Source organism: Actinoplanes sp. NPDC051343, from assembly GCF_044455125.1.
Taxonomy (GTDB): Bacteria; Actinomycetota; Actinomycetes; order Mycobacteriales; family Micromonosporaceae; genus Actinoplanes.
This window is the reverse complement of the sequence record NZ_JBITEL010000023.1, coordinates 62,832-84,411: the sequence shown is the minus strand read 5'-3', so window position 1 is coordinate 84,411 and position 21,580 is coordinate 62,832. Positions and strand designations below refer to the sequence as shown.

Below are 21,580 nucleotides of genomic sequence, written 5' to 3'. Positions count from 1 at the left end.
CGACGGTGCCGTGCCAGCCGAGGCCGGTGGCGAGGGCTGCCCCGGCGCTCCCGCCTCGCCTCGTCGAGCAATACGACTTCGGACGGCCCGGACATCAGCGCCACGGTGACCGCGGGATGCGGGATCAACCGCAGGCCGGGCGGGTTCCGACCTCGATCGGCAAACCCGGTCATGGCAACGCCGGGCGTCCGCGGAGGATGCCGCGGAGCCGCTATGTCCCACAGGAAACCTCTCAACGCGGGCCGCCGGCGGTGCGGTCGTCGCGCTGGGCCACGAACTCGACCGTCGCGCCTCCGAGCCGCTCGCCGAAAACGCCGGCGATCGCGTCGGTGACGCCGCCCGCGAGCGCGCTGAGGATCGCCGGCGCGTCCGGCCGTTCGAGGGCGTCGGCGCGGATGCCGAAGGTCACGCTGGGCGCGGGCGCCTCCGCGGGACGCCCGCCGATGCCCCAGCGGCCCGCGGGCAGCCCGAACAGCCGAACCACGACGCTCGGCCGGACCCACTCGCCGTAGACCCCGGCCACCGCCGACGTCAGCCCACCGATCAGCGCGTCCTCGTGGCCGGTAAGGTCGCTCTCCAGCGCGTACACATCGAGGTGCGGCACGGCTTCCTCCTCAGTTACCTTTGACATCAAAGCTATTGGGGAGGCCAGCGGAGTGTCAACGCCCGATCCGGTCCGCGAGCTCATCCTGCTGATGCCCCGCCTGGTCGGCCGGGCCAAACGGCTCCGCCCACCGGCCCGGCTACGCGATTTCGACCTGGCCCCGCGCCACCTCTCCCTTCTCGCCCTGCTCCTGCTCGAAGGCCCGGCCACGGTCAGCGACCTGGCCGCCGCCCTGCACGTCGCCCCGACCACGGTGAGCCTGCTGGTCGGCGAACTGAGCCGCAAAGGCGTGCTGGAACGCCGCGCGGACCCGGCCGACCGCCGCCGCCGCATCGTCGGCATCACGGCCGCCAGCCGACCGGCGATCGGGGAGTGGCTCTCCCCCAGCGCTCGCGCCTGGCGGCAGGCCCTGGCCCCCTTGACCGCACCCGAACGCGACAAGTTCGTGGCGACGCTGCTCGCCTTCGAGGCCGCCCTCGATCCCCTGCCGCCATCCGGCGACCCCGGCAGCTAGACAGCCACCCGCTCAGCTTCCGGAACCTCGGCGAGGCGGGCGGCGTCCTGGCCCGGCGGCAGGCCGAACATGCGGCGGTACTCGCGGCTGAACTGGGAGGCGCTCTCGTAGCCGACCGCGAAGCCCACGCCCGCCACGTCGCCCGCGTCGGTCAGCAGGCGGGCCCGGGCCTCCTGCAACCGGATCTGCTTCTGGAACTGCAGAGGGCTCATCGTCGTCAGCGCGCGGAAGTGGCGGTGGAACGAGGTCGGGCTCATCGCCGCGACACGGGCCGGCTCGGCGATCGGAAAGGACTCCGCGTAGTGGGTGCGGATCCAGCGGATCGCGCGGCCGATCTGGGCCAGGCGGCTGTCGGCCAGGCCGATCTGGCCGACCATCGCGCCCTGCGCGCCGGTCAGCAGGCGCCAGACGATCTCGCGTTCGACCGCACCCGCGAGCACCGGGAGGTCAGCCGGGCGGTCGAGCAGGCGCAGCAGCCGGATGATCGGATCGAGCAAGTCGGGGGTGGCGTCGCTCACGGCGATGCCCGGCCGGTCCGGCGGGCGCCGGTCGAGGTCGGAGTCGAGGAGCAGTTCGGCGACCAGCGCTGGTTGCAGGGTCAGGCCGAAGACCAGGTACGGCGCGGTGGTGACGTGGGCGGTCACCGGCAGTTCGGTGGAGACGACCAGGAACTGTCCCGCGCCGTACGTCAAGACCTGGTTGCCGAGAACCGTGCGTTTCGCGCCCTGCGCGACCAGCGCGATGACCGGGTGGGTGACACCGGGCATCGGCTCGGTGACGGTCGTGGACGCCTTGATCGTGACGCCGGGCAGCAGCGTCTGGTCGACGTGCCGCCGGAGTAACCCGCAGAGCTCGGAAAGGTCCAGCACGCTCCCAGACTAATGGTCGGATCAGGCAAGAGGTTGGTTGGTCTGATCTACGCCGGACGGGCCCGGCGCAGGCTTACTGGGTACATGGCACTTGACTCCTACGTGACGCTCGGCCGCTCGGGTCTGCGGGTCAGCCCGTTCACCCTCGGCACCATGACCTTCGGCGAGGACAACGGCTGGGGCGCCCCGCCGGCGGACGCCGAGGCGATGCTCGACGAATACCTGGCCCGGGGCGGCAACTCGATCGACACGGCGAACATCTACACGCTCGGGCACGCAGAGCGGATCGTCGGCGACTACTTCGCGGCCCGGCCCGGTCTGCGCGACCGGATCGTGCTCGGCACGAAATTCTTCGCCAACCTGTGGCCCGGCGACCCGAACGGCGGCAGTTCCGGGCGCAAGGCGATGATCAAGCAGCTGGAGGACTCACTGCGGCGGCTGCGGACCGACTACGTCGACATCTACTGGCTGCACAACTGGGACCCGGCTGTGCCGATCGAGGAGACCATGCGGGCGCTCGACGACGTGGTGGCCGCGGGCAAGGTCCGGTACGTCGGCGTGAGCGATCTGCCGGCCTGGAAGGCGGCCGAGGCCGACCTGGTGGCCCGGTTCCGCGGCTGGTCGCCGGTGATCGCCATGCAGGTCGAATATTCGCTGCTCGAGCGCACCCCGGAGGGCGAACTGCTGCCGATGGCGGCCGAGCGCGGCATCGGCGTGCTGCCGTGGGGTCCGCTGCGGGGTGGCCTGCTGAGCGGCAAGTTCTCCCGCCGCCACAGTTCCTCCGGCCGCCGCGGTGAGAACGACAGCAAACGCGCCTGGGTACGGGCGACCGAGGCCGACTACGCCGTCCTCGAGGTGCTGGACGACATCGCCGAAGAAGCCGGAGTCCCGCCGACCCAGGTCGCGCTGGCCTGGGTCCGGAGCCGTCCGGCGATCACGTCGACCCTGATCGGCGCCCGCCGCCCCGACCAGCTGAAGGCCAACCTCGACGCCGTCGACGTCCAGTTGTCCGACGCGCAGGTCGCACGGCTCGACGAGGCGTCGACGCCGAAGCTGAACTTCCCGGCCGACAACAACCGGCTCCTCGCGCCCGGGCTCGCCTTCGCCGGGGCCACCGTGGACGGCGTGACCCACTCAGTGCCCGCGGCCCTCGAGAAGGCCCGGTGACCAGCGCTCGTAGGCCGGGCCGGCTCAGCGCTTTGGCAACCTTGGCGAGCAGGGTGCTCAGGTAGCTCGGCCCACGCCGGACAGAGCGGCGCCGACGGCATTGCCCAGGCCGCGGTGGGCGTCGTAGACGGCCAGAGGAACTCCGGCGCACAGTCAGGAATCTGAGAAAGGCCGGCGCCGTCCTCGACCGAGCTGGACTCGAGGCACGAGGAGTTCGCGGCCGCCGCTATCGGGGGGTGGTCGTTTCGGCTGCGGCTCAGCGGGCATCTCTTCAGGGAGACGCAGAGTGACCTGGGGAGGACGACGATGATCGCGGTAGTGCCGGCCACCGGCCGCTGGAAGCTTGTCGGCCGCACCGGCCGGGGGGCTGACGTGCTGGCCAGCGGGCGGCTGAGCAAGACGGCGCGCGGGGACGGGCCGGGGTGGCAGGAGGCGATGGAGCGTCTGCGCGACGCCGACGGCGACCTGCTCGTCAGCTCGCCGGACGACCGGCACTACCGGTGGATGCTGCTCGACGAGCAGGGGCGGGCGATCGCCAACTGCCCGGCCGTGCACCGCGACTCCACCCAGTGCCGGAACGCCTTCCTCACCGCGCGCCGGGCGGCCGACGCCGCGCTCGCCGACCACTACCACCCGATGGCCGACACCGAGGAACTCGCCGGCCACGATCATCACCCGATGGCCGACGCCGCCACCGGCTGAGCAGCCGGCGCGCCTGCGCCCGCCCCCGCGCCGGGCAGTGTGAAGATGAAGCCGGCACCGTCCCGGTAGTCCTCGTCGAGCCGGATGCTGCCGCCGTGGAACTCGACGACCTTCTTGCCGATCGCCAGCCCGATGCCGGTTCCGCTGTATTTCTCGCGGGAGTGCAGGCGCTGGAAGATGACGAAGATCTTGTCGGCGAACTCCGGTTCGATGCCGATGCCGTTGTCGCGCAGCGTGAACGTCCACTCGTCGTCGGTGCCGGACACCTCGATGCGTATGACCGGCGGGACGTCCGGTTTGCGGAACTTCACCGCGTTGCCGATCAGGTTCTGCCACAGCATGGTCAGCAGGGTCGCGTCGCCGACCACGGTCGGCAGCGGCGGCCGTTCGATCACCGCGCCGGATTCTTCCAGGGCCAGCGCGAGGCTTCGCTCCACCTCGTCGAGCACGTCGTCGAGCGGGACCGGCCGGCTGCTGTCGTACATCCGGCCGATCCGCGAGAACGTCAGCAGGTCGTTGATCAGCCTCTGCATGCGGGAGGCGCCGTCGACCGCGAACCCGATGTACTGCTGGGCGCGGTCGTCGAGCGCGTCCGCGTACCGCCGCTGCAGCAGCTGGCAGAACGACGCGACCTTGCGCAACGGTTCCTGCAGGTCGTGGGAGGCGACGTAGGCGAACTGCTCGAGGTCGGCGTTGGACCGCTGGCTGTCGGTGAGGGCAGCGACCAGGCGTTCCCGCATGCCGTCCACGTCCTGGCCGAGTTGCACCAGGTCGCGGGGGCCGCGCGGCTCGAGCCGGTGGGAGAAGTCGCCGTCCGCGACTCGCCGGGCGGCCTCGCCGAGCCGGGCCAGCGGCCGCAGCACGGCGAGCCGGAGCAGTACCGCGATCGCCGCGATCAGCGCCAGCAGGAAGATCACCATGGCGAGGAGCACCGCGTCGCGCCGGCGGCGGGCCCGGGTCAGATCGACCCGGGCCTGGTCACGCAGGCCGGTCAGTCGCGCGTCGAGCGTGGCGAGCTTGAGGCGTACGCGGTCGAATGCGGCCTTGCTCTGCCCGACCACCTCGGACCGGGGGTTATTGATGAGCGGTTCGGCTACCGCCGCGCGCCAGGTGGCCGCCTCCTGTTCGACGGCGGCCAGGTCGCCCAGCGCCCCGGTCTCGCCGGACAGCAGGTCGCGTAGCTGGGTGGCGGCGGTCTGCTCGGCGGTCTGCCCCTCGGCGTACGGGTCGAGGAACTGCCGGTCGCCGCTGAGCAGGTAGCCCCGCACGCCGGTCTCCTGGTCGACCAGGGCCGCGCGGAGCTGCCCGGCCTCGGTGCGGGCCGGCGCGATCTTGTCGCTGAGCCGGTTGGAGACCGCGGCGGTGCCGGCCAGCGTCTCGGCGCCGATCACGGTTCCGGCCAGCACGACTACCACCATTGCGGTCAGCACCGTGCCGAACCAGCGTTGGGTCGTCTGCTCGATCACCCGAGCACGATATAGACGTACCGTCGATCTTTGCACTACGGCAAACGCCCGTTCGAGTGAACACAGGCATGGTCACCTGCGGCACCTCATACTTTCGGCTTGCCATCCGTGGCCAAGAAGCTATGGTTTACACACTGCAAGCAATGAGCTGTCCGAGGAGGCAACCCCCGATGCCGGTCACCGCCGTAGCCGAGCCCCGCACCGCCGATCAGGCGACCGAGCTGATCACGGCGTACGCCACCGCCGACGCCGGCGATCCCGCCCGTCCCGCCCTCCGCGAGCGGGCCATCGAGAGCTGGCTGCCACTCGCCCAGCACCTGGCCCGCCGCTACGGCGGCCGCGGCGAACCGGCCGACGACCTGTTCCAGGTCGCGGTGGTCGGCCTGATCAAGGCGGTCGACCGTTACCAGGCCGACCGCGGCGTCGACTTCGCCGCGTTCGCGATCCCGACCATCGTGGGCGAGGTCAAGCGCCACTTCCGGGACCGGACCTGGGCGATCCGGGTGCCGCGCCGGCTCCAGGAACTGCGCCTGGAGATCACCGCCGCGAACAACACGCTCACCCACTCGCTGGGCCGCGCGCCGACGGTCGCCGACGTCGCCACCCACCTCGGCATCACCGAGGAAGAGGTGCTGGAAGGACTGGAAGGCGCCCGGGCGTACAACACGGCCAGCCTCTCGGCGCCGCTGACCGACGACGGCGCGACCACGCTCGCCGACACGCTCGGCGACGACGACAACGCGTACGAACTGGCCGAGCTGCGGATCTCGCTCGGCCCGGCGATCGCCGCCCTCGACGAGCGGGAGCAGCGCATCGTGGCGCTGCGCTTCCACGGCAACCTCACCCAGACCGAGATCGCCGACCAGATCGGCATCTCCCAGATGCACGTGTCGCGCCTGCTCACCAAGGCGCTCGCCAAGCTGCGGCGCACGCTCGACTCCTAGAGCCAGTTGCGTCGCCGCAGATAGAAGAAGAGGCCTCCGGCCAGAACGATCATCACCACGCAGCTGACCAGGAAGCCGTCGTGGTGACCGAAGCCCGGATAGGGCACGTTCTGGCCGTAGAACCCGGTCACCGCCGTCGGCACGGCAATGATCGCGGCCCACGCGGCCAGCCGCTTCGTGATCTCGTTGAGCTCGGCGCTCTGCTCGTTGAGCTGCGTGTCGGCGATCCGGTCGACCCGGTCCCGCGCCGCGTCCAGCGTCTCCGCGGCCCGCAGGGCATGGTCGTGCACGTCGTGGTAGTACGGCGTGAGGATCGCGTCGACGAGGTGCGCGTCGGTCCGCAGCAGCCGGTTGACCACCTCCTGCATCGGCGCGACGATCCTCCGCAACGAGGCGATGTTGGCACCCAGGTCGTACGCCTGACGCCGGAGATCCGAGCCGGTCTCGTCGGTGAACAGGTGCGTCTGGAGCTCGTCGATCGCGTCGTCCAGCTGCTCGACCGCCTCGTAGTGCCCGTCGACCACCGCGTCGAGCAGCCCGTAGACCAGCAGGCTCACCTGGTTCTCCGTGCTGACCAGGTCGGTGTTGAGGTCCCACCGGGCGATCAGCGCATCGATGTCGAAGTCCTGCTTCCGTACGGTGATCAGCGCCCGCTCGGTCACGAACATGCTGATCTCCCCCACCACGAGCGCCCCGTGCCCGTCCCGCACCGCCACCGCGTACATGTTGGCGAACAGGTGACTGCGGTACCGGTCGACCTTGGCCCGTTGCCGCTGGCTCATCGCGTCCTCGACCGCCAGCGGGTGCAGCCCGAACTCGTTGACCACGATCTGCAGGTCGTCCGGTGTCGGGTCGTAGAGGTCGAGCCAGGCCACTGCCTCCGGGTCGGCGTCGAGACGCCGGCTCAGCTCCTCGGCCGGAAACCCCTCGGCGAGCACGTGCCCGGCCCGGTAGAGCCGCGTCCGCGTCGGGCACCGCGGCGGAACCGCCTCGGTCACGCTGGCCGCGTTCGGCCCCGGCGTCTGGGGATCCCCGTTCCCGCTGACCGGCTGGGCAACCGGCTCCTCACCGATGTCCGTCATGGCTGTACCTCCCGGAGCAGACCAACCCCGAAGGCCTGCCCGCTTCGCCCGGGACACAAACCGGTCGCCCGTACTCCCTACGCCAGGTGCTCCGTGCGAACCGGTTCTGAGAGGACGCGGTCGGTGGCGCACTCCGTACGGTGGCGGCCGTTCGCCTTGGCCGCGTAGAGGGCCCGGTCGGCCCGTTCGATGAGTTCCTCGGCCGACTCGGTGCCGTCCCAGACCGCCAGCCCGGCCGAGAAGCTCTGCCCGGCCGGCGTCGCGGCCCGGAGGCGGGCCAGCACGTCGGTGGCCAGGTCGGCACCGGCCGACGGCAGCAGCAGGATGAACTCCTCGCCGCCGTAGCGGGCCAGCATGTCGACGATGCGCAGTTCGGCCGCCCAGGCCGAGGCGGCACCCTTGAGCAGGCGGTCCCCGGCCTGGTGGCCCAGCTCGTCGTTGAACGCCTTGAAGTGGTCGAGGTCGAGCATCGCCACCGTGAGCGGGGTGCCGTCGCGGGCGGCCCGGGCCAGCGCGCCGGGCAGCTCGTCGAACCAGGCGCGGCGGTTGGGCAGGCCGGTCAGGGCGTCCGAGCGGGCCAGCTCGCGCAGCTGGCGGGCCTGCCGTTCGACCTGCCGCACCAGCTGGGCCATCCGGGTGACGACGAGCAGGAACAGGGCGACCGAGCCGATCGCGATGGCCATCCCGTTGGTGACGTGGTGGCGGGACACCTGCAGGGCCAGGATGGCCGGGGCGATCATGGTGGCGGCAGTCAGCAGGGTCAGCTGGAGCAGGGTGAGGCGCGGCGGTTTGATCTCGCCGGGCCGCCCCAGCGCGACGACCGACGGTTGCCAGGCGGCGAACGCGAACAGGGCGTACGCGAGGAGGAAGAGCATGTCGAGGAGCCGGGTCGGTGTCTCCGGCAGCGCGACGCCGAGCTGGGACAGCGTGGCCCAGGCGCCGTCGCCGGCCAGGAAGAGCGCCATCGACGAGCAGACCAGCCAGAACGACGAGTTGCGGACGCCGCCGGAGAGCACCAGGTGCAGCAGCATCGCCAGCACCATGAGGTCGCCGACCGGGTAGGCCAGGACGATGACCTGCCCGACGGTCGTCAGGGTGTTGTCCGAGCGCACCGGCACCATCAGGAAGACCCACGAGAGCAGGCCGAGCCCGGTCGCCACGGTCATCGCGTCGACCGTGCTGGCCCAGTCCCGGGCGGTGCCGCGGGCCCGGATCAGCACGGCGACGCCGAAGAACAGGCCCGGGTAGAGCATCAGCCAGAACCCGTCGGCGATGTTCGGGTAGTTCCCCCCGCCGAATCCCTTGGTGTAGACGTCGGAAACCAGGGCGCCGAGCGCGTTGGCGGTGATGCCGAACCCGAACAGCAGCCAGGCGGCCATCGCCGGCGGCCGCCGCCTGATCGCACCGGTCACCAGCGCGACGCCGGCCAGGCAGCCGACCAGCGTCTTGTACCCCGTGACCAGCCAGCCGTCGAGCACCCCGGCACCGGGGATCAGGAGGTATCCGGCGACCACCACTGCCGTGACGGCCGCCCATAGTTGCCAGCTTCCTCGTCGCACGGACTCGGCATCGGCATGCGGGGCCGGAGGCTGAGGCAAATCGGCGGGTAGCGGGCGCCGTCACGGGGTAATCAGTGGAACATGGCGCGACCGATCTGGACCGGTGCGATCACCTTCGGGCTCGTCTCGGTGCCCGTGGCGATGTACTCGGCCACCCACGAGCACGAGGTGTCCTTCCACCAGTTCGAGAGGGACACCACCGACCGCATCCGCTACAAGCGGGTCAACGAGCGCACCGGCCGCGAGGTCGACTTCGACGACATCGTCAAGGGCGCCGACGTGGGCGGCGGCGACTACGTGATGCTCGACGCCGAGGAACTCGACTCGGTGGCGCCCGGCCGCTCCCGCAGTCTTCAGATCAGCCGCTTCGTCGACCTCGACGACATCGACCCGATCTACTACCAGCGGACCTACTATCTCGGGCCGGGCTCGGACGACACGGCCAAGGTCTACGGGCTGCTGCGGGACGCGATGGCGGGCGAGAACAAGGCCGCGATCGGGACGCTGGTGATGCGCGGCAAGGAATATCTGACCGCGATCCGGGCCGAGGACGACCTGCTGATGTTGCAGACGATGTACTTCGCCGACGAGGTGCGCAAGCCGAAGGATGAGATCGACTCGCTGCCGAAGCGGGGCGTGGCCAAGAAGGCCGAGCTGGCCATGGCCCACCAGCTGATCGACTCGATGTCGGGGGCGTGGAAGCCGTCGGACTACCGCGACACGTACACCGACCGGGTGCAGGACCTGATCAAGGCAAAGGCGAAGGGCAAGGCGATCTCCGTTTCCGAGCCGGCGCCCGAGCCGACCGGGGTCAGCGACCTGCTCGAGGTGCTCCGCCGGAGCGTCGACGAGGCGTCGAAGCGGCGCGGATCAAAGCCGGCGAAGAAAGCGCCGGACAAGAAAGCAACTCCGAAGAAGACCGCCAAGAAGACCGCGCGGAAAGCGACGAAAAAGGCCGCCTGAGGCATCAGGCGGCGAGTGCCACTCCGGCTCCCTTTTCGTACGATTCCCGCCAGGCCGCCCAGCGGGTCTGCGGCGCGAATTCCCGGGCCTTCTCCATCGCGACCGAGGCCCGGCGAACGAGCTCGCCGGGGCTCAGTTCGCCCGGCCCGGACACGGACACCCCGATGCTGACCGTCATCGGCACGAGTCGTCCGGCGACGATCACCGGGGCCACCGAGGCAGCGAGGCGTCCGGCTACCTCGTACGCGGGCTCGGGCGACCCGATGCCGGGCAGGACCACCGCGAATCGGCCGTCACCGAGACGGGCCGTCAGGCCTGGCGAGCCGACCTCGCACCGCAGCAGGCGGGCGAACTCGTCGGCCGGTTCGAAGCCGTTGAGGTCGATCATCAGCATCCCGGTGGTGCCGCGCGTCACCGCTCGCCGCAACGTCACACGGAACACTCTCCGTCGCATCCGGATCAATACCCACAGAACCACCGATCCGAGCACCAGAACCGTAATCCACGCCATGGACGAGGTAATCGGTCGCCCGGCGGGGTCACTTGACTCTTCAGGAAATTCTCATGCGTCCGTGCTTAGGTTCGGTCGAGATAGGGAAGGCCTGGCGCGAAGTCTTTGCCGCCGTCGGCCGACGGTATGAACGGGACATCCCGGGCGTTCCCGGCCCCTGGAAGCGACATAGGTCACTCCGCGACACGATCATGCGATCTTGACGCGTCTCGGAGATGGGGGCCCGTTGGCGAAAGGAACGACCTTGCCGAAGAGCGCAGGCACCAAACGCCGCTCACCGTTGTGGGCGCGTCTCACGGTTCTGTTCGGCGCGCTGCTGCTGATCGCCGGCGGCGGCTCGGTGGTGGGCCTCAAGGTGCTGGCCAGCTCGGCGACCAAGAGCGTCGACCAGGAGAACCTGCTCGGGGCGGTCAAGGGCACCACGGAACGCAAGCACGCCGACATCAAGGGCGCCAAGAACATCCTGCTCGTCGGCCTCGACACGCGGCCGTCGTGGTCGACGTCCCACGAGCCGAGCCGGTCCGACTCGATCATCATTTTGCACATCCCGGCCGACAAGTCCCAGGCCTACCTGATCTCGCTCCCCCGCGACAGCTACGTGAGCATCCCGGCCTACAACAACGGCGTGCAGTCCTACCCGGGCGGCAAAAACAAGATCAATTCGGCGTTCGCGTTCGGCAGCCGCGGCCTCGACGGCGCGGCCGCCGAATCACACGGGTTCGAACTGCTGGCTAAGACCATCAAGAACCTCACCGGCATCACACCGGACGCCGGGGCGATCATCGACTTCAGCGGCTTCACCAAGGTGCTGCAGATCCTCGGCAAGGTCTGCATGTACGTCGACGAGGACGTCACCTCGATCCACGTCGGCCACACCTCGGACGGCAAGCAGGCGGTGCCGTACAAGACCGACGCGGCCGGCCTGCACCCGCGCCACGTGTCCGGCGTCAAGCCGAACGTCTACAAGAAGGGCAACCACTGCTTCACGCCGACCGAGGCCCTCGACTACGCCCGGCAGCGTGACTTCCTCTCGCTCGGCGACTCCGACTACGGGCGGCAGCGGCACCAGCAGCAGCTGCTCAAGGCGATCCTCGAGCAGGCGGTCAAGGCCGGCTTCGACTCGCCGACCAAGCTGCCCAGCCTGATCTCGGCGATCGGCAAGGCGATGACGGTCGACAGCGGTGGCATCTCGCTCGAGGACTGGGCGTTCGCGATGAAGGGCATCAACCCGGACAGCCTGGTCACGATCAAGACGAACGACGGCAAGTTCAACAGCCGGTCGGTCTCCGGCATCGGCAGCGTCGAGGTTCTCAGCCCGACGACGCTGAAGCTGCTGAAATCGGCCAGGAACGACACCGTCGACCAGTTCGTGGCCGCCAACCCGTCCTGGGTGGCCGCCAGCTAGCTTCGCTCTGACGCTCTGATCCCGTTGATGCTCGTCGTCCCCTGCCGAGCCGGGAATCCCATGCTCAGCAGGAAGGCGTAGGGGAAGTTGAGGTCGGGCGTGCTCAACGCGTCCAGTTCGGACAGTTGCTCCGCGGTCAGGCTCACGTCGAGGGAGGCCCCCGGGCTCAAAACGGCCGGCGGCAGCGCCCCCGACGCCCGCCGGGCCGCGGTGGTCGCCTCAGCGGCGGCAATCGTCGACCACTTCACCGCCCGGAACAGCTGACGACGGGCCCTTACCTCACGGACGGTCGCACGAGAGCGCCATCGCTCCCGGCGGCATGCTGGTCGCGACGAGCATGCCGAAGGTTGTCGAGGCGCCCGGGGCCAGCTCACCGTTGTAGGAGGCGTTGCCGACCGCCGCGGCGCCCTGGGCGGTGGCGTTCCACAGGGCCTGGATGCGCTCGTCACCGGGCCACTGCCAGGAGACGTGCCATGCCTCGAGTGCCTCGGTGCCCACGTTGCGTACCGAAACCGTGGCGACGAAGCCGCCGCCCCACGCGCTACCGATCTGGATCGTCGCGCTGCAGACCGGGACCGGTGCGGTCCGGACGGACGCGAACACGTACGGATCGCGGTGGTCGCCGGCCGCGAAGCGGAACCAGTACTGGGTGTCCGGCGTCAGCCCGCCGATGGTCAGCTGCCCGGAGCGTTCCGGGCCGGACAGCGCCTCCCCGACCGGATCGGTCCACTGCTGGGCGTCGGCCTGGCTCGCGAAGAGGGCGATCGTGATCGGCGGGTCATAGCCGCAAGGCGGGCTGAGGAAGATCGAGTAACTGATCGTCACGCTGGTCGGAGTCACGGCGGAGGCCGCGCCGCTGACCGGCAACACGGGCGGGCACGTCATCGGCGCCGACGGGGACGGGGACACCAGGCCCGCTACCACCAGGACGGCACTGCTGAGGGCTAGGCCAAATCCGTACGGCATCGCCCCACCCTAGTTCGAGCATCGTCGATATGTCAGCGGCTCTGCGCGGCCGGCGTGGACGGAACATCCGCACCGGCGATCAGTTCGGACACGGTGACGAACTCGAAGCCGCGCGCCTGCACACCCTTGACGATGTCCCTCAGCGCCCCGAGCGCCACCAGTCGCCGCCGGTCGCCCGCGTCGTGCGCCAGGATGATCGAGCCGGGCCGGACCGTGCCGACGATGTCCCCGGCCTGGCCGGCCGGGTTCCCCGCGAAGCGCCGCTCGTGCATCTGCCGATCCCACAGCACCAGGTCGTAGCCGAACGAGTCGGCCGCCAGCACGGTGGATCCGCCCAGGTGCCCGTACGGCGGCCGGAGGAGCGTGGGCGTACGCCCGAGCCGCTCCCGAATGACCGCGTGAGTCCGCCGCACGTCGTCCTGAATCGCCCGGAGGTCCAGCGTGGCCAGATCCCGATGAGCCCACGAATGGTTGCCCACCTCGTGCCGCCCGAGGCGATCCGCGACCAGGCCGGCGTGGTCCCGGACGTTGCGTCCCACCAGGAAGAACGTCGCCGGTATCCGCGCCTCGTCGAGCACGTCGAGGAACTGGGGCGTGTACCGCGGCGCCGGCCCGTCGTCGAACGTCAGCGCCACCTGGGCACGCGACGTCTCCACGAAGTACCGGACGCGCACCGACGAGGTCCCGACCGCACCCTCGTTGTCGTCCGCGGCCGCATATCCGCCACTGAGCGGCGGATGATCCCACCCGAACCGCCGCTCGAGCTCGGGCAGGCCGAACGCCCCCGCGGCCGTTCCGGCCGCCGCTAGTCCCGCGCCCCGGAGCAGCCCCCGCCGACTCATCCGTCCCATGCTCAGTCCGCCCCTCGTGAATGTCCGCATCACGGTGGCTGATCAAGGAGGGTCGAGCCATCCCGCCAAGGTCAGAAACCTCCGGGCGCCGCATCGGCCGAAAGGAAGAGCGCCGGGCCGACCCGCGGGACGGTCAGGCGGCGGCCCGGGCGAGGATCTCGGCGGCGATGTCGGCCGGGGTGCGGCCATCGGTGCCGACGGCGAAATCGCCCACGCCCGTCCGCTCGAGCTCGGCGGCCTCGCGGGCGGCGGCCGCCGCGACACGGTCCAGCGCCGCCGGTGCGGCTCCCGACAGGAGGTCGCCGGCCATCCCCGAGGCCGGCGACTCGTCGCGGCCCCGGGCATCGACGCGATCCGCCAGCGTGGCCGGCGTGGCCCGAAGACGGCCGATCGTGAACGTCGCGGACGGGAGCGCGGCCCGGTAGAAAGCGACGGCGTCACGCGTCACCGGGCCGACGACCACGAGGTGGCGGGCGCCCTCACCGGCGTACGTCCGCCAGAGCGACGCCAGATTGGCGGCCTTGAGCCGATGGTTGCCGGCCGAGGCCGGTCGGCGGAAGCCGACCTGGTCGAGGTCGACGAAGGCGGCCCGCTCGAGGGCCTCGCGCAGTTGCCGGTAGACCTGCCAGCCGACGGCCGACTTGCCGGCCGCGGTGGGGCCGCAGACCCAGATGATGGTCCCGGGCAGGTGGCACGTCGCGAAGGCGCCGCCGGCAACCGGCGGGCCGGGCCACAGGGCGATCAGGGCACGGATGCGGTCGACAACCGTGGGCTCGTCGAGGCCGGTCGTGTCGAGGCATCGGCCGGGGAGGCGATCGAGAGCGTCGGCGTAGGCGACGAGTTCGGCCAGTTCGTCGGCCGGGCGGCCGCGGCGCGACATGCGCCGGCGCAGCTCGACGGCGTCGGCACGGAGGCGGACGGCGGTCAGGTCGACGTTCGGCAGGTCGACGACCGCCGGGCCCCGGACCGGATCGGCCACGCCCGGCACGATCAGGCCGGCCACGCCGGAGGCGCGGAAATTCGCCGCGACGGCGTCCAGATTGCGGGCTTTCATGCGGTGGCGCCCCGGATCGTACGCGGGTTCCGGCGCCCGGTCCTCCGCCGTCGGCGGCCCGTAACACATGCCGATCTGATCGATGTCGACGAAACCGACCGGCCCCGGCAGCTCCCGGAACAGTCGCCACGCGGCGGTGGTCTTCCCGACCGCGGCCGTCCCGTAGAGCCAGAGCGTCGGCAGCGGCCCCATCATGACCGCGAGTATGGCCACCGGGGTTGCCGCCGGGCGACCGATTTAGGCGGGCGGCGGTGCGGTCACCGCCGGCGCGGCCGGCCAGACCAGCAGGACGTTGCACGGGGCGTGGTCGACGACGAAGCGGGTCGGCGGAGCCAGGCTGTGCGGCCCGACCCGGTGGAGGTCGCCGTCGCGGGCCACGACCAGCAGGTCGAAACCCTGACACGCCGCGACCACCTCGCGTTCGAGCCTCCCCCGGCGGGTGACATTCTCGACCGACCGGCCCCGGCGCGACTCCGCGGCGGCCAGCAGGCGGGACGACGCGGCGGTCAGCGCGGCCTCGATCCCGGCGCCGGGATCGGCGTGGCGGGCGCCACGACCCAGCAGGCCGGCGAACGCACCGTGCGCGCTGCCGGCCGCCCCCGGGTCGATGACGTGCAGGAACGTCACCTCGTCGAATGGGGCCGCCGCGTCGACGACCGCCGGCCAGGTGCCCTCCATCAACCACGCGAGCACGTTCATGGTGATGACATTAAACGGGTGACTTCGCCGATCGAGCACGGGCGATGCCCACGTCCCCCGCCCGGGCGCGCGGTTTGGTTACATTGTGGCTATGCGCGTGACGGACGGCCCCAGCGATGCCGTTACCTGACCCGGATCACTCGCGTGCGGTGCTGATCGGCACCGCGAACTACCGCCATCTCGAGCCGCTGCCGGCCGTCGCCCGCAACCTCGACGGGCTCGCCGGCCTGCTGCGCGACCCGGCCGGCTGGGGTCTGCCGGCCGAACATCTCACGGTCGTGCTCGACCCGCCGACCGCCGACGACATGCTGGAGGCGGTGCACCGGGCGGCCCGCGCGGCCACCGACACCCTCCTGATCTATTACGCCGGGCACGCGTTCGCCGAGGAAGACCTTCTTTTGACCCTGCCGGGGTCCGACCCGGAGCGTCTCTTCCGGTCCGTGCGTTTCTCCGATGTACGCCGGGAGGTGGCGGCCAACCGCAAGAAGGCCGTGATCCTCGATTTCGCCTGCTCCGGTCCGACCCCCGACGTGGACGTCGCGGGCGGGTGGGTGCTGACCGCCGGGCCCGGCAACGACCTGTCCCCGGCCCCGCACCACTCGGCCCTCACCGGCGAGGTGCTGACCGTCCTCGCCCAGGGCATCCCGGACGGGCCGGCCACCATCGACACCGACACGCTGTTCCTGCGGGTGCGCCACCAGTTGCGCGCCAAGCAGCGCGCGGAACCCAAGCAACGCGGGCCCGGCCGGCTGATCACGCTGGCCCGCAACCGGGCGCGGCCGCCCGAACCGACCAACGGCACCGGGGACGTCGACGAACTGCCCTACCTGCAGATGACCCCGGCCGTACTCGCGGAAAGCGTGAGCAACCTCCGCGCGCAAGGAAGCCCGGACAAGGCCGCCGCGGCCCTGGCCGCGTGCGGCCGGCTGCGGCCCGACCAGGAAGTCGCCGCGATCATGGCCGCGCTGGCCGGCCTGCGGCGCCCGGCCGACGTGGCCGCGGTGGCGTTCGCGGCCGCCGGACGGGACGCCCACGACCTGCGGCGCATCTACGAGATCCTGGTCGAGCTCGATCAGCGGGCGCTCGCGATCGGCCTGCTCAAGGTGGTCGCGGTCGGCCTGCCCGAGCGCACGGCCCGGTTCGTGGCCGTGCTCGACGGCCCGGCCACGCCGGCGGCCGGCGATCCGGTACCGGCGCTGCTGCGGGCGGCCGTCGCGGCGGCCCGGCAGCGGCCGGCCCGCGTGGTCGACCTGCTCGACGCGCTGCTGATCGACCGGCGGGAGGCGGCCGCCGAACTGGCGCTGGGCGAGGCCGAACGCATCCTGGCGGCAGCCGACCTGGCAACGGTGGCCGACGCGCTGCACGACGGCGGCCGCGACGAGCAGGCCTACCGCCTGTACGCCCGGGCGGCCGACGCGGTCGTCCGGCGCGACCCGGCGGCGGTCGCGCGCATCGTGGCCGCCCTCCCCGCCCACGCGGGCCGGAGCGCGGCGAGGCAGGCGATCGCCGTACGCGTGCAGGCGCCACCGGAGCACCTGGCCGCCCTGCTGTCCGAGTTCGAGGCCGCCGGCCTCGACGACGCCGTCGCCGACGCGGTGGCCGCACTGTCGGGCGGCCTGGCCCGGCCGGCCCTCGATCAGGTCACCCGGCTGCTCCGCGACCGCGACCGGGCCGGGATCGCCCTGCGCTTGGCCCTGGCCGCGGTGGCCGACCGCCCGGTCGACGACATCCTGCGCCTGACCGAGAGCCTCAACGAACAGGGCCGCCCGGTCGACGCCCTCAACCTGCTGACCCACGCGGCCGAGGTGCGCTCCATCCCCGACCTCGACCGGCTGACCGCGGCGGGCGGCCCGGCAGCGCGGCGCGTGTTCGCCTCGGTGGCGTCCCAGTCTCCGGACCGGGTCGCCGCGTTCGCCCTCGCCCTGACCGCCCCGCCACCGCCCGCAGCCCCCCGGCCCACGTCCCAGCCGACCGGGGCGGCCCGATCCGGCTCCCAGCCGACCCCGGCGGCCCGGCCCGGCTCCCAGCCCACCCCGGCGGCCCGGCCCGGCTCCCAGCCGACCCCGGCGGCCCGGCCCGGCTCCCAGCCGACCCCGGCGGCCCGGCCGGGGTCACAGCCGACCGGGGCCGGCCGGTCCGGGTCCCAGCCGGCCGGGGCGGGCGTTCCCACAGCAGCCTCGGGCGGGCCCTTCGCGAGCTCTCCCCAGACAGCCGCGGGCGGCCCCTCCGCGAACCCTGCCCAGACAACCGCGGACGCCTCCCCCGCCAACCCGCGCCAGCCAACCGGGGGCGGCTCCTCCGCGAGCTCTCCCCAGACGACCGCAGGCGGCCCCTCCGCGAACCCTGCCCAGGCAACCGCAGGCGCTTCCCCACCCGACCCGCGGCAGACCGCTGCGGGCCGCCCCGTGGGGAACCCGCACGCTCCTCGCCCAACTGCGGATCCCCCGGCATCGGCGGGATCAGGCACGGTCACGGCCGGGGCGACCTACTCGACGGCCGGAGCGACCCGCTCGGCGGCGGCCGGCGCGACCTACTCGACGACTGAAGCGACCCGCTCGGCGGCCGGGTCTGAGTGGGCTGCGCCGTCGGCCCAGGACGGGCGCTGGGACTCGTTCCGGGCCGAGGTGCTGCGCCGGCCGGACGGGGTCATCGTGGACGTGGCGGCCCACCTCATCGAGGCGGGCGCCCTCTCACCCGCCGACGACCTGCTCAAGGCCCGGGTCAAGGGGCTCGCCGTCGCCGCGGTCGCCGCGAAGCGGGCCGAGGTCGTGCGGCGTCTTCTCGCGGTCGCCGGCCCGGGGGAACTGCCGTCGGTGGTGCGGGCGGTGCTCGACGGCTTCCCGGCCGCCGGGGACGCCGAGAATCGGATCGCGGCGCTGCTTACCGGGCTGCCCCGGCGGGCGGTCGCCGAGACCGTGGCCTATGTGACCTCGGCCGATGAGGGGCGGCGCACGCAGACGCTGCGGGACGCGATCGCGGCCCGCCCGGTGTCCGAGATCGTGACCGTGGCCGCGGCCGTGACCCGGCCCGATTCGGCGGCCGCCGCCCACGAACTGCTCGACGTGGTTGCCCGGGGGCCGGTGCTGCGGGTCGCCGAGCTGGTCGAGGAGCTGCGCCGGCGCGGGGAGCGGGCCCATCTGCGGGCGCTCGTCGAATCGTTCCGGGTGCGGAACCCTGACTCGCCGGACGTGTTCAAGCTGGCCGGCTGGTTGTCGGCGCTCGACGAGCACGATGTGGCGGCCCTGGCCGTGCGCGGGCGGCTGTGGCTGGGTGAGGCCGCGGTCGGTGACGCCCTGGCGTGTGCGGTTGCCGAGCTGCTCCACGCGTACGCAATAAGCTCTGCCCGCCTCGACCTGGCCTATCCCGCCCTGGGTGAGTCGGCGGCGGAGGAACTCCGCCGCTCCTACCGGATCGCCGACGACGAGGCGTTCCTGCTCGTGCTGTCGTCGCCCAAGCTGCGGAAGCCGACGCCGGTGCTGTTCACGCAGCGTGCCGTGCACCATGTGAACGGAGAGAAGTTGCTCTACGCCGATCTGGCCGGCGTGCAGCTGACCGCCGGGCGCCGCAACGCGGTCGTCCTCGACCGCGCCGACGGCGCGCCCGGCAGCTGGGCGATGCCGACCTCGGCGGCCGCCCGCGAGGTCGTCGAGCTGGTCGGGCAGATCCGGGCGCTGGTCGGCGAGCTGCACGAGAACGTCCGCGTGAACGCTCAGGTGCTGGAGGGTGAGATCTCCTGACCGTTCCGGCGAGCCGGAAAACCCGCATCGATCACTACTCTTCGTGTCTAGTCCCTTTCACGAATGAGCAGGTGAGCGGCCATGGCGGATCGGCGCGACCGCTATTTCGACACGCTCCGTGCTGTCGCCATCGTCCGGGTGGTGGCCTATCACGCCTTCCCGTACGCCTGGCTCGAGCTGATCTTCCCGTCGATGGGCGTGATGTTCGCGCTCGGCGGCTCCCTGATGGTGAAGTCGCTCGACCGCAACGCCGGACAGGCCGTCCGGCACCGGATCCGGCGGCTGCTGCCGGCACTCTGGGTGATGGCACTCATCCTGGTGCCGCTGATGATTCACCGAGGGTGGCCGGACCGCCCGTCCTGGCCGCACCTGCTGCTCTGGCTCGTGCCGGTCGCGGACCCGCCGGCCAGCGACTTCGGCTACTCGGCGGCCGGGGTGCTGTGGTACCTGGTGACCTACCTCTGGCTGGTGCTCCTGTCGCCCGTGCTGCTGTTCCTGTACCGCCGGGCCCGCCTCGCGACCGTCCTGCTCCCGCTCGCCGGGCTGGCCGTGCTGGTCGCCCACCCGATGGGCGGCACGGTGGTGCAGAACGTGTTCGCGTACGCGTCGTGCTGGGTGCTCGGCATGGCCCACCGCGAGGGTGACCTCGCCCGGCTCCACCCGCCGCTGGTGCTCGGCCTCGCCGCCGCCTGCGTCGGCGGCTCGCTGGGGTGGGCTTTCGCCCACCAGGACGGCAACGGCGTCGATCTGACGGGACGGCCTTTGGCGTACGCGATCTACTCGATTGGTTTCGTCCTCGCTCTTCTGCGCTGGTCCCCTCGCCTGGCGGCCGCTCCCGGTTTCGTCTCCATGGTCAACAACCGGGCGGTCACGATCTACCTGTGGCACAACGTGGCGATCACGCTCGCGGTGGCGCTGTTCGACCCGCTGAAGCTGTGGCGGATCCCCGGCCAGATCGCCGAGGACGCGGCCGACTTCGGCCTGGCGCTGGCGATGCTCACGGTGGCGGTGCTGGCGCTCGGCTGGGTCGAGGACCTGGCCGCCCGGCGGCGACCCCGGCTGTCACCCTTTGTCCGTTCTGCCCCTGCGGTCAGTGCCCCGGTCGTGGCTCTCAGTACGAGTTGACCTCGTCGGCGAGGCTGGGGCGGATGTCACCCCGCGTACCGTCCCGCCTCGCCGTCATCGCGACGACGCTGGCCGCCGCGCTCCTCGCGGCGACCGGCCCGGCCCGCGCGATCGCGCACGGCACCGCGGTGCCGGACGGGAAGTACGGCTTCGCGGTCAAGCTGACCGACTACGGCATCCCGGTCGCCGGCGGCGGTACGAGGGACAGCTCGTGCTCGGGCGGGCTGATATCGCCGCACTGGGTACTCACCGCCGGGCACTGCTACCACGACCTGAACGGCGCCCACGTGGCCCGGGTCGTCGCCGCCAGGTCGACCGCGACGGTCGGCCGCACCGACCTGACCAGCTCGGCCGGCCAGGTGGCGAAGGTAGTCGGCGTCAAACAGCACCCGACGTCCGACGTGGCACTGGCCCGCCTCGACCGGGCGATAACGTCGGTACGGCCGATGCGGTTGCCGCACTCCCGGCCCCACATCGGCGACAGCGTGCGGCTGACCGGCTTCGGCCTGACAACAGCGGACGGCGACGAGTCGCCGGAACGGCTGCGGACCGGGAAGTTCCACATCTCGTCGGTGACCGGGGCCGAGGCGGGCATGGACGGTACGTCGCCGGACTCCCGCACCAGCCCGTGCCCGCACGATTCGGGCGGCCCGTACTTCACCGAGGCCGCCGACGGGACGGCCACGGTGGTCGGGGTGGTCAGCCACGGCCCGGACTGCCCTCATTCCGGCCCGGACCAGGCGTCCCGCATCGACGTCGTAGCCGCCTGGATCCAGTCGATCATCGCCGGCGACGGGCCGTCGAAGCCGACCCGCAAACCGGCGAAGCCCCCGTCGCACGCCCCCTCGCACGCCCCGTCGGCCGCCGCGGCCCCGACCGCGTCTGAGCCGTCGCCGCCCTACTGGATCCTGGTGCCGGCGGGGGTGCTGGTCGCCGCGCTGGGGCTGGCCATCTTGTGGGCGCGCACCGAACGACGGCGCGGGCCCCATCGCGGGCGCCGTCGCGCATCGGGATAGGCGGCCCGCTTCGCGACCACTCGCTCGTGTGCGGGGCACGGCGGGGGGCCGGGTTAGGCGGCGCGGGGCCAGGCTGGGCAGGCACCTCCAGGCCTTCGAGGTGGCCGCGGAGGCGGTCCTGGGAGGTCCGGCCCGTCGAGGTAGACATCGTCGACGAGGATGCGGGCGCCGGCGCAGACCATGGCGGCGATGCCTTTCGTCCAGGCGGACGATGCCCCGAGCTGGACCCGCCGTTCACCACGATCACGCCGGCGCTCACCGGACGAGCCTATTCGCGGGCTCAGCGCGTACGGGAAGAAGCGGTTGCGATAGCCTCGGGCCGGACCACCGATGATCTTCGGTGGTG

At 71.9% G+C, this 21,580-nt stretch carries 20 protein-coding genes; 9 read left to right on the top strand and 11 right to left on the bottom strand.

What is annotated here, in order from left to right; translation table 11 throughout:
* Positions 1-232: 232 nt before the first annotated feature.
* Positions 233-631 (bottom strand): hypothetical protein, encoded by a 399-nt coding sequence (locus tag ACIA5C_RS45580; RefSeq protein WP_396066988.1) that lies wholly within the window; start codon positions 629-631, stop codon positions 233-235.
* Positions 632-656: 25 nt separating this feature from the next.
* Here ACIA5C_RS45580 and ACIA5C_RS45575 point away from each other — a divergent pair, with 25 nt between their 5' ends.
* The gene (locus ACIA5C_RS45575) at positions 657-1,118 is read left to right on the top strand and encodes a MarR family transcriptional regulator (protein ID WP_396066986.1); all 462 of its coding nucleotides are present in this window, start codon (positions 657-659) and stop codon (positions 1,116-1,118) included.
* Here ACIA5C_RS45575 and ACIA5C_RS45570 read toward each other — a convergent pair.
* Positions 1,115-1,987: an AraC family transcriptional regulator N-terminal domain-containing protein gene (locus ACIA5C_RS45570; RefSeq protein WP_396066983.1), complete on the bottom strand. Its 873-nt coding sequence runs from the start codon at positions 1,985-1,987 to the stop codon at positions 1,115-1,117. The genes ACIA5C_RS45575 and ACIA5C_RS45570 overlap by 4 nt on opposite strands.
* Before the next feature lie 84 nt (positions 1,988-2,071).
* On the opposite strand from ACIA5C_RS45570, the gene ACIA5C_RS45565 reads away from it, so the two are divergent.
* Together ACIA5C_RS45565 and ACIA5C_RS45560 are read left to right on the top strand one after the other, a co-directional pair.
* The gene (locus tag ACIA5C_RS45565) at positions 2,072-3,154 is read left to right on the top strand and encodes an aldo/keto reductase (RefSeq protein WP_396066981.1); all 1,083 of its coding nucleotides are present in this window, start codon (positions 2,072-2,074) and stop codon (positions 3,152-3,154) included.
* A 306-nt stretch (positions 3,155-3,460) separates the two neighbouring features.
* Complete coding sequence (locus tag ACIA5C_RS45560) at positions 3,461-3,856, top strand: hypothetical protein (protein WP_396066979.1); 396 nt, start codon at positions 3,461-3,463, stop codon at positions 3,854-3,856.
* Here the strand turns inward: ACIA5C_RS45560 and ACIA5C_RS45555 are convergent.
* Positions 3,826-5,322 (bottom strand): CHASE3 domain-containing protein, encoded by a 1,497-nt coding sequence (locus tag ACIA5C_RS45555; protein ID WP_396066976.1) that lies wholly within the window; start codon positions 5,320-5,322, stop codon positions 3,826-3,828. The genes ACIA5C_RS45560 and ACIA5C_RS45555 overlap by 31 nt on opposite strands.
* A gap of 170 nt (positions 5,323-5,492) precedes the next feature.
* On the opposite strand from ACIA5C_RS45555, the gene ACIA5C_RS45550 reads away from it, so the two are divergent.
* Positions 5,493-6,266: a SigB/SigF/SigG family RNA polymerase sigma factor gene (locus ACIA5C_RS45550; RefSeq protein WP_396066974.1), complete on the top strand. Its 774-nt coding sequence runs from the start codon at positions 5,493-5,495 to the stop codon at positions 6,264-6,266.
* Here the strand turns inward: ACIA5C_RS45550 and ACIA5C_RS45545 are convergent.
* The gene (locus tag ACIA5C_RS45545) at positions 6,263-7,348 is read right to left on the bottom strand and encodes a magnesium transporter CorA family protein (protein ID WP_396066972.1); all 1,086 of its coding nucleotides are present in this window, start codon (positions 7,346-7,348) and stop codon (positions 6,263-6,265) included. The two genes, ACIA5C_RS45550 and ACIA5C_RS45545, sit on opposite strands and share 4 nt — an antisense overlap.
* A 77-nt stretch (positions 7,349-7,425) precedes the next feature.
* A complete protein-coding gene (locus ACIA5C_RS45540) occupies positions 7,426-8,907 on the bottom strand; it encodes a GGDEF domain-containing protein (protein ID WP_396066970.1) in 1,482 nt (493 codons plus the stop codon).
* 81 nt (positions 8,908-8,988) lie between these two features.
* On the opposite strand from ACIA5C_RS45540, the gene ACIA5C_RS45535 reads away from it, so the two are divergent.
* The gene (locus tag ACIA5C_RS45535) at positions 8,989-9,870 is read left to right on the top strand and encodes a Ku protein (protein ID WP_396066968.1); all 882 of its coding nucleotides are present in this window, start codon (positions 8,989-8,991) and stop codon (positions 9,868-9,870) included.
* A gap of 4 nt (positions 9,871-9,874) precedes the next feature.
* On the opposite strand, the gene ACIA5C_RS45530 is transcribed toward ACIA5C_RS45535, so the two are convergent.
* Positions 9,875-10,303 (bottom strand): GGDEF domain-containing protein, encoded by a 429-nt coding sequence (locus ACIA5C_RS45530; protein ID WP_396066966.1) that lies wholly within the window; start codon positions 10,301-10,303, stop codon positions 9,875-9,877.
* Between the two features lie 322 nt (positions 10,304-10,625).
* Between ACIA5C_RS45530 and ACIA5C_RS45525 the strand changes: the two genes are divergently transcribed.
* Positions 10,626-11,786, top strand: a complete 1,161-nt coding sequence (locus ACIA5C_RS45525) for an LCP family protein (protein WP_396066964.1) — start codon at positions 10,626-10,628, stop codon at positions 11,784-11,786.
* Here the strand turns inward: ACIA5C_RS45525 and ACIA5C_RS45520 are convergent.
* The 5 genes from ACIA5C_RS45520 to ACIA5C_RS45500 form a co-directional block, all read right to left on the bottom strand.
* Positions 11,783-12,034 (bottom strand): hypothetical protein, encoded by a 252-nt coding sequence (locus tag ACIA5C_RS45520; protein WP_396066962.1) that lies wholly within the window; start codon positions 12,032-12,034, stop codon positions 11,783-11,785. The two genes, ACIA5C_RS45525 and ACIA5C_RS45520, sit on opposite strands and share 4 nt — an antisense overlap.
* Before the next feature lie 31 nt (positions 12,035-12,065).
* Positions 12,066-12,752 carry a cellulose binding domain-containing protein gene (locus ACIA5C_RS45515; protein WP_396066960.1) on the bottom strand — a complete coding sequence of 229 codons (687 nt, stop codon included), beginning with the start codon at positions 12,750-12,752 and terminating at the stop codon, positions 12,066-12,068.
* A 32-nt stretch (positions 12,753-12,784) separates the two neighbouring features.
* A complete protein-coding gene (locus ACIA5C_RS45510; protein ID WP_396066957.1) occupies positions 12,785-13,594 on the bottom strand; it encodes a polysaccharide deacetylase family protein in 810 nt (269 codons plus the stop codon).
* A 142-nt stretch (positions 13,595-13,736) separates the two neighbouring features.
* On the bottom strand, positions 13,737-14,852 hold the full coding sequence (locus ACIA5C_RS45505) for a hypothetical protein (RefSeq protein ID WP_396066955.1): 1,116 nt from the start codon (positions 14,850-14,852) through the stop codon (positions 13,737-13,739).
* A 42-nt stretch (positions 14,853-14,894) separates the two neighbouring features.
* Positions 14,895-15,356, bottom strand: coding sequence for a universal stress protein (locus ACIA5C_RS45500; RefSeq protein ID WP_396066952.1), 462 nt, complete (start codon positions 15,354-15,356; stop codon positions 14,895-14,897).
* A gap of 149 nt (positions 15,357-15,505) precedes the next feature.
* On the opposite strand from ACIA5C_RS45500, the gene ACIA5C_RS45495 reads away from it, so the two are divergent.
* The 3 genes from ACIA5C_RS45495 (at position 15,506) to ACIA5C_RS45485 (ending at position 21,234) form a co-directional block, all read left to right on the top strand.
* Positions 15,506-19,093: a hypothetical protein gene (locus ACIA5C_RS45495; RefSeq protein ID WP_396066950.1), complete on the top strand. Its 3,588-nt coding sequence runs from the start codon at positions 15,506-15,508 to the stop codon at positions 19,091-19,093.
* Between the two features lie 81 nt (positions 19,094-19,174).
* Positions 19,175-20,218 (top strand): acyltransferase, encoded by a 1,044-nt coding sequence (locus ACIA5C_RS45490; protein ID WP_396066948.1) that lies wholly within the window; start codon positions 19,175-19,177, stop codon positions 20,216-20,218.
* Between the two features lie 23 nt (positions 20,219-20,241).
* Positions 20,242-21,234: a S1 family peptidase gene (locus tag ACIA5C_RS45485; protein WP_396066946.1), complete on the top strand. Its 993-nt coding sequence runs from the start codon at positions 20,242-20,244 to the stop codon at positions 21,232-21,234.
* Positions 21,235-21,580: the final 346 nt, after the last annotated feature.

Bases quoted from the DNA above. Each gene is read 5' to 3' on its own strand.
- ACIA5C_RS45535 (WP_396066968.1), top strand. From the start codon at position 8,989: ATGGCGCGACCGATCTGGACCGGTGCGATCACCTTCGGGCTCGTCTCG.
- ACIA5C_RS45545 (WP_396066972.1), bottom strand. From the start codon at position 7,348: ATGACGGACATCGGTGAGGAGCCGGTTGCCCAGCCGGTCAGCGGGAAC.
- ACIA5C_RS45510 (WP_396066957.1), bottom strand. From the start codon at position 13,594: ATGAGTCGGCGGGGGCTGCTCCGGGGCGCGGGACTAGCGGCGGCCGGA.
- ACIA5C_RS45490 (WP_396066948.1), top strand. From the start codon at position 19,175: ATGGCGGATCGGCGCGACCGCTATTTCGACACGCTCCGTGCTGTCGCC.
- ACIA5C_RS45580 (WP_396066988.1), bottom strand. From the start codon at position 631: ATGTCAAAGGTAACTGAGGAGGAAGCCGTGCCGCACCTCGATGTGTAC.
- ACIA5C_RS45560 (WP_396066979.1), top strand. From the start codon at position 3,461: ATGATCGCGGTAGTGCCGGCCACCGGCCGCTGGAAGCTTGTCGGCCGC.
- ACIA5C_RS45550 (WP_396066974.1), top strand. From the start codon at position 5,493: ATGCCGGTCACCGCCGTAGCCGAGCCCCGCACCGCCGATCAGGCGACC.
- ACIA5C_RS45515 (WP_396066960.1), bottom strand. From the start codon at position 12,752: ATGCCGTACGGATTTGGCCTAGCCCTCAGCAGTGCCGTCCTGGTGGTA.
- ACIA5C_RS45485 (WP_396066946.1), top strand. From the start codon at position 20,242: ATGTCACCCCGCGTACCGTCCCGCCTCGCCGTCATCGCGACGACGCTG.
- ACIA5C_RS45505 (WP_396066955.1), bottom strand. From the start codon at position 14,852: ATGATGGGGCCGCTGCCGACGCTCTGGCTCTACGGGACGGCCGCGGTC.
- ACIA5C_RS45500 (WP_396066952.1), bottom strand. From the start codon at position 15,356: ATGAACGTGCTCGCGTGGTTGATGGAGGGCACCTGGCCGGCGGTCGTC.
- ACIA5C_RS45565 (WP_396066981.1), top strand. From the start codon at position 2,072: ATGGCACTTGACTCCTACGTGACGCTCGGCCGCTCGGGTCTGCGGGTC.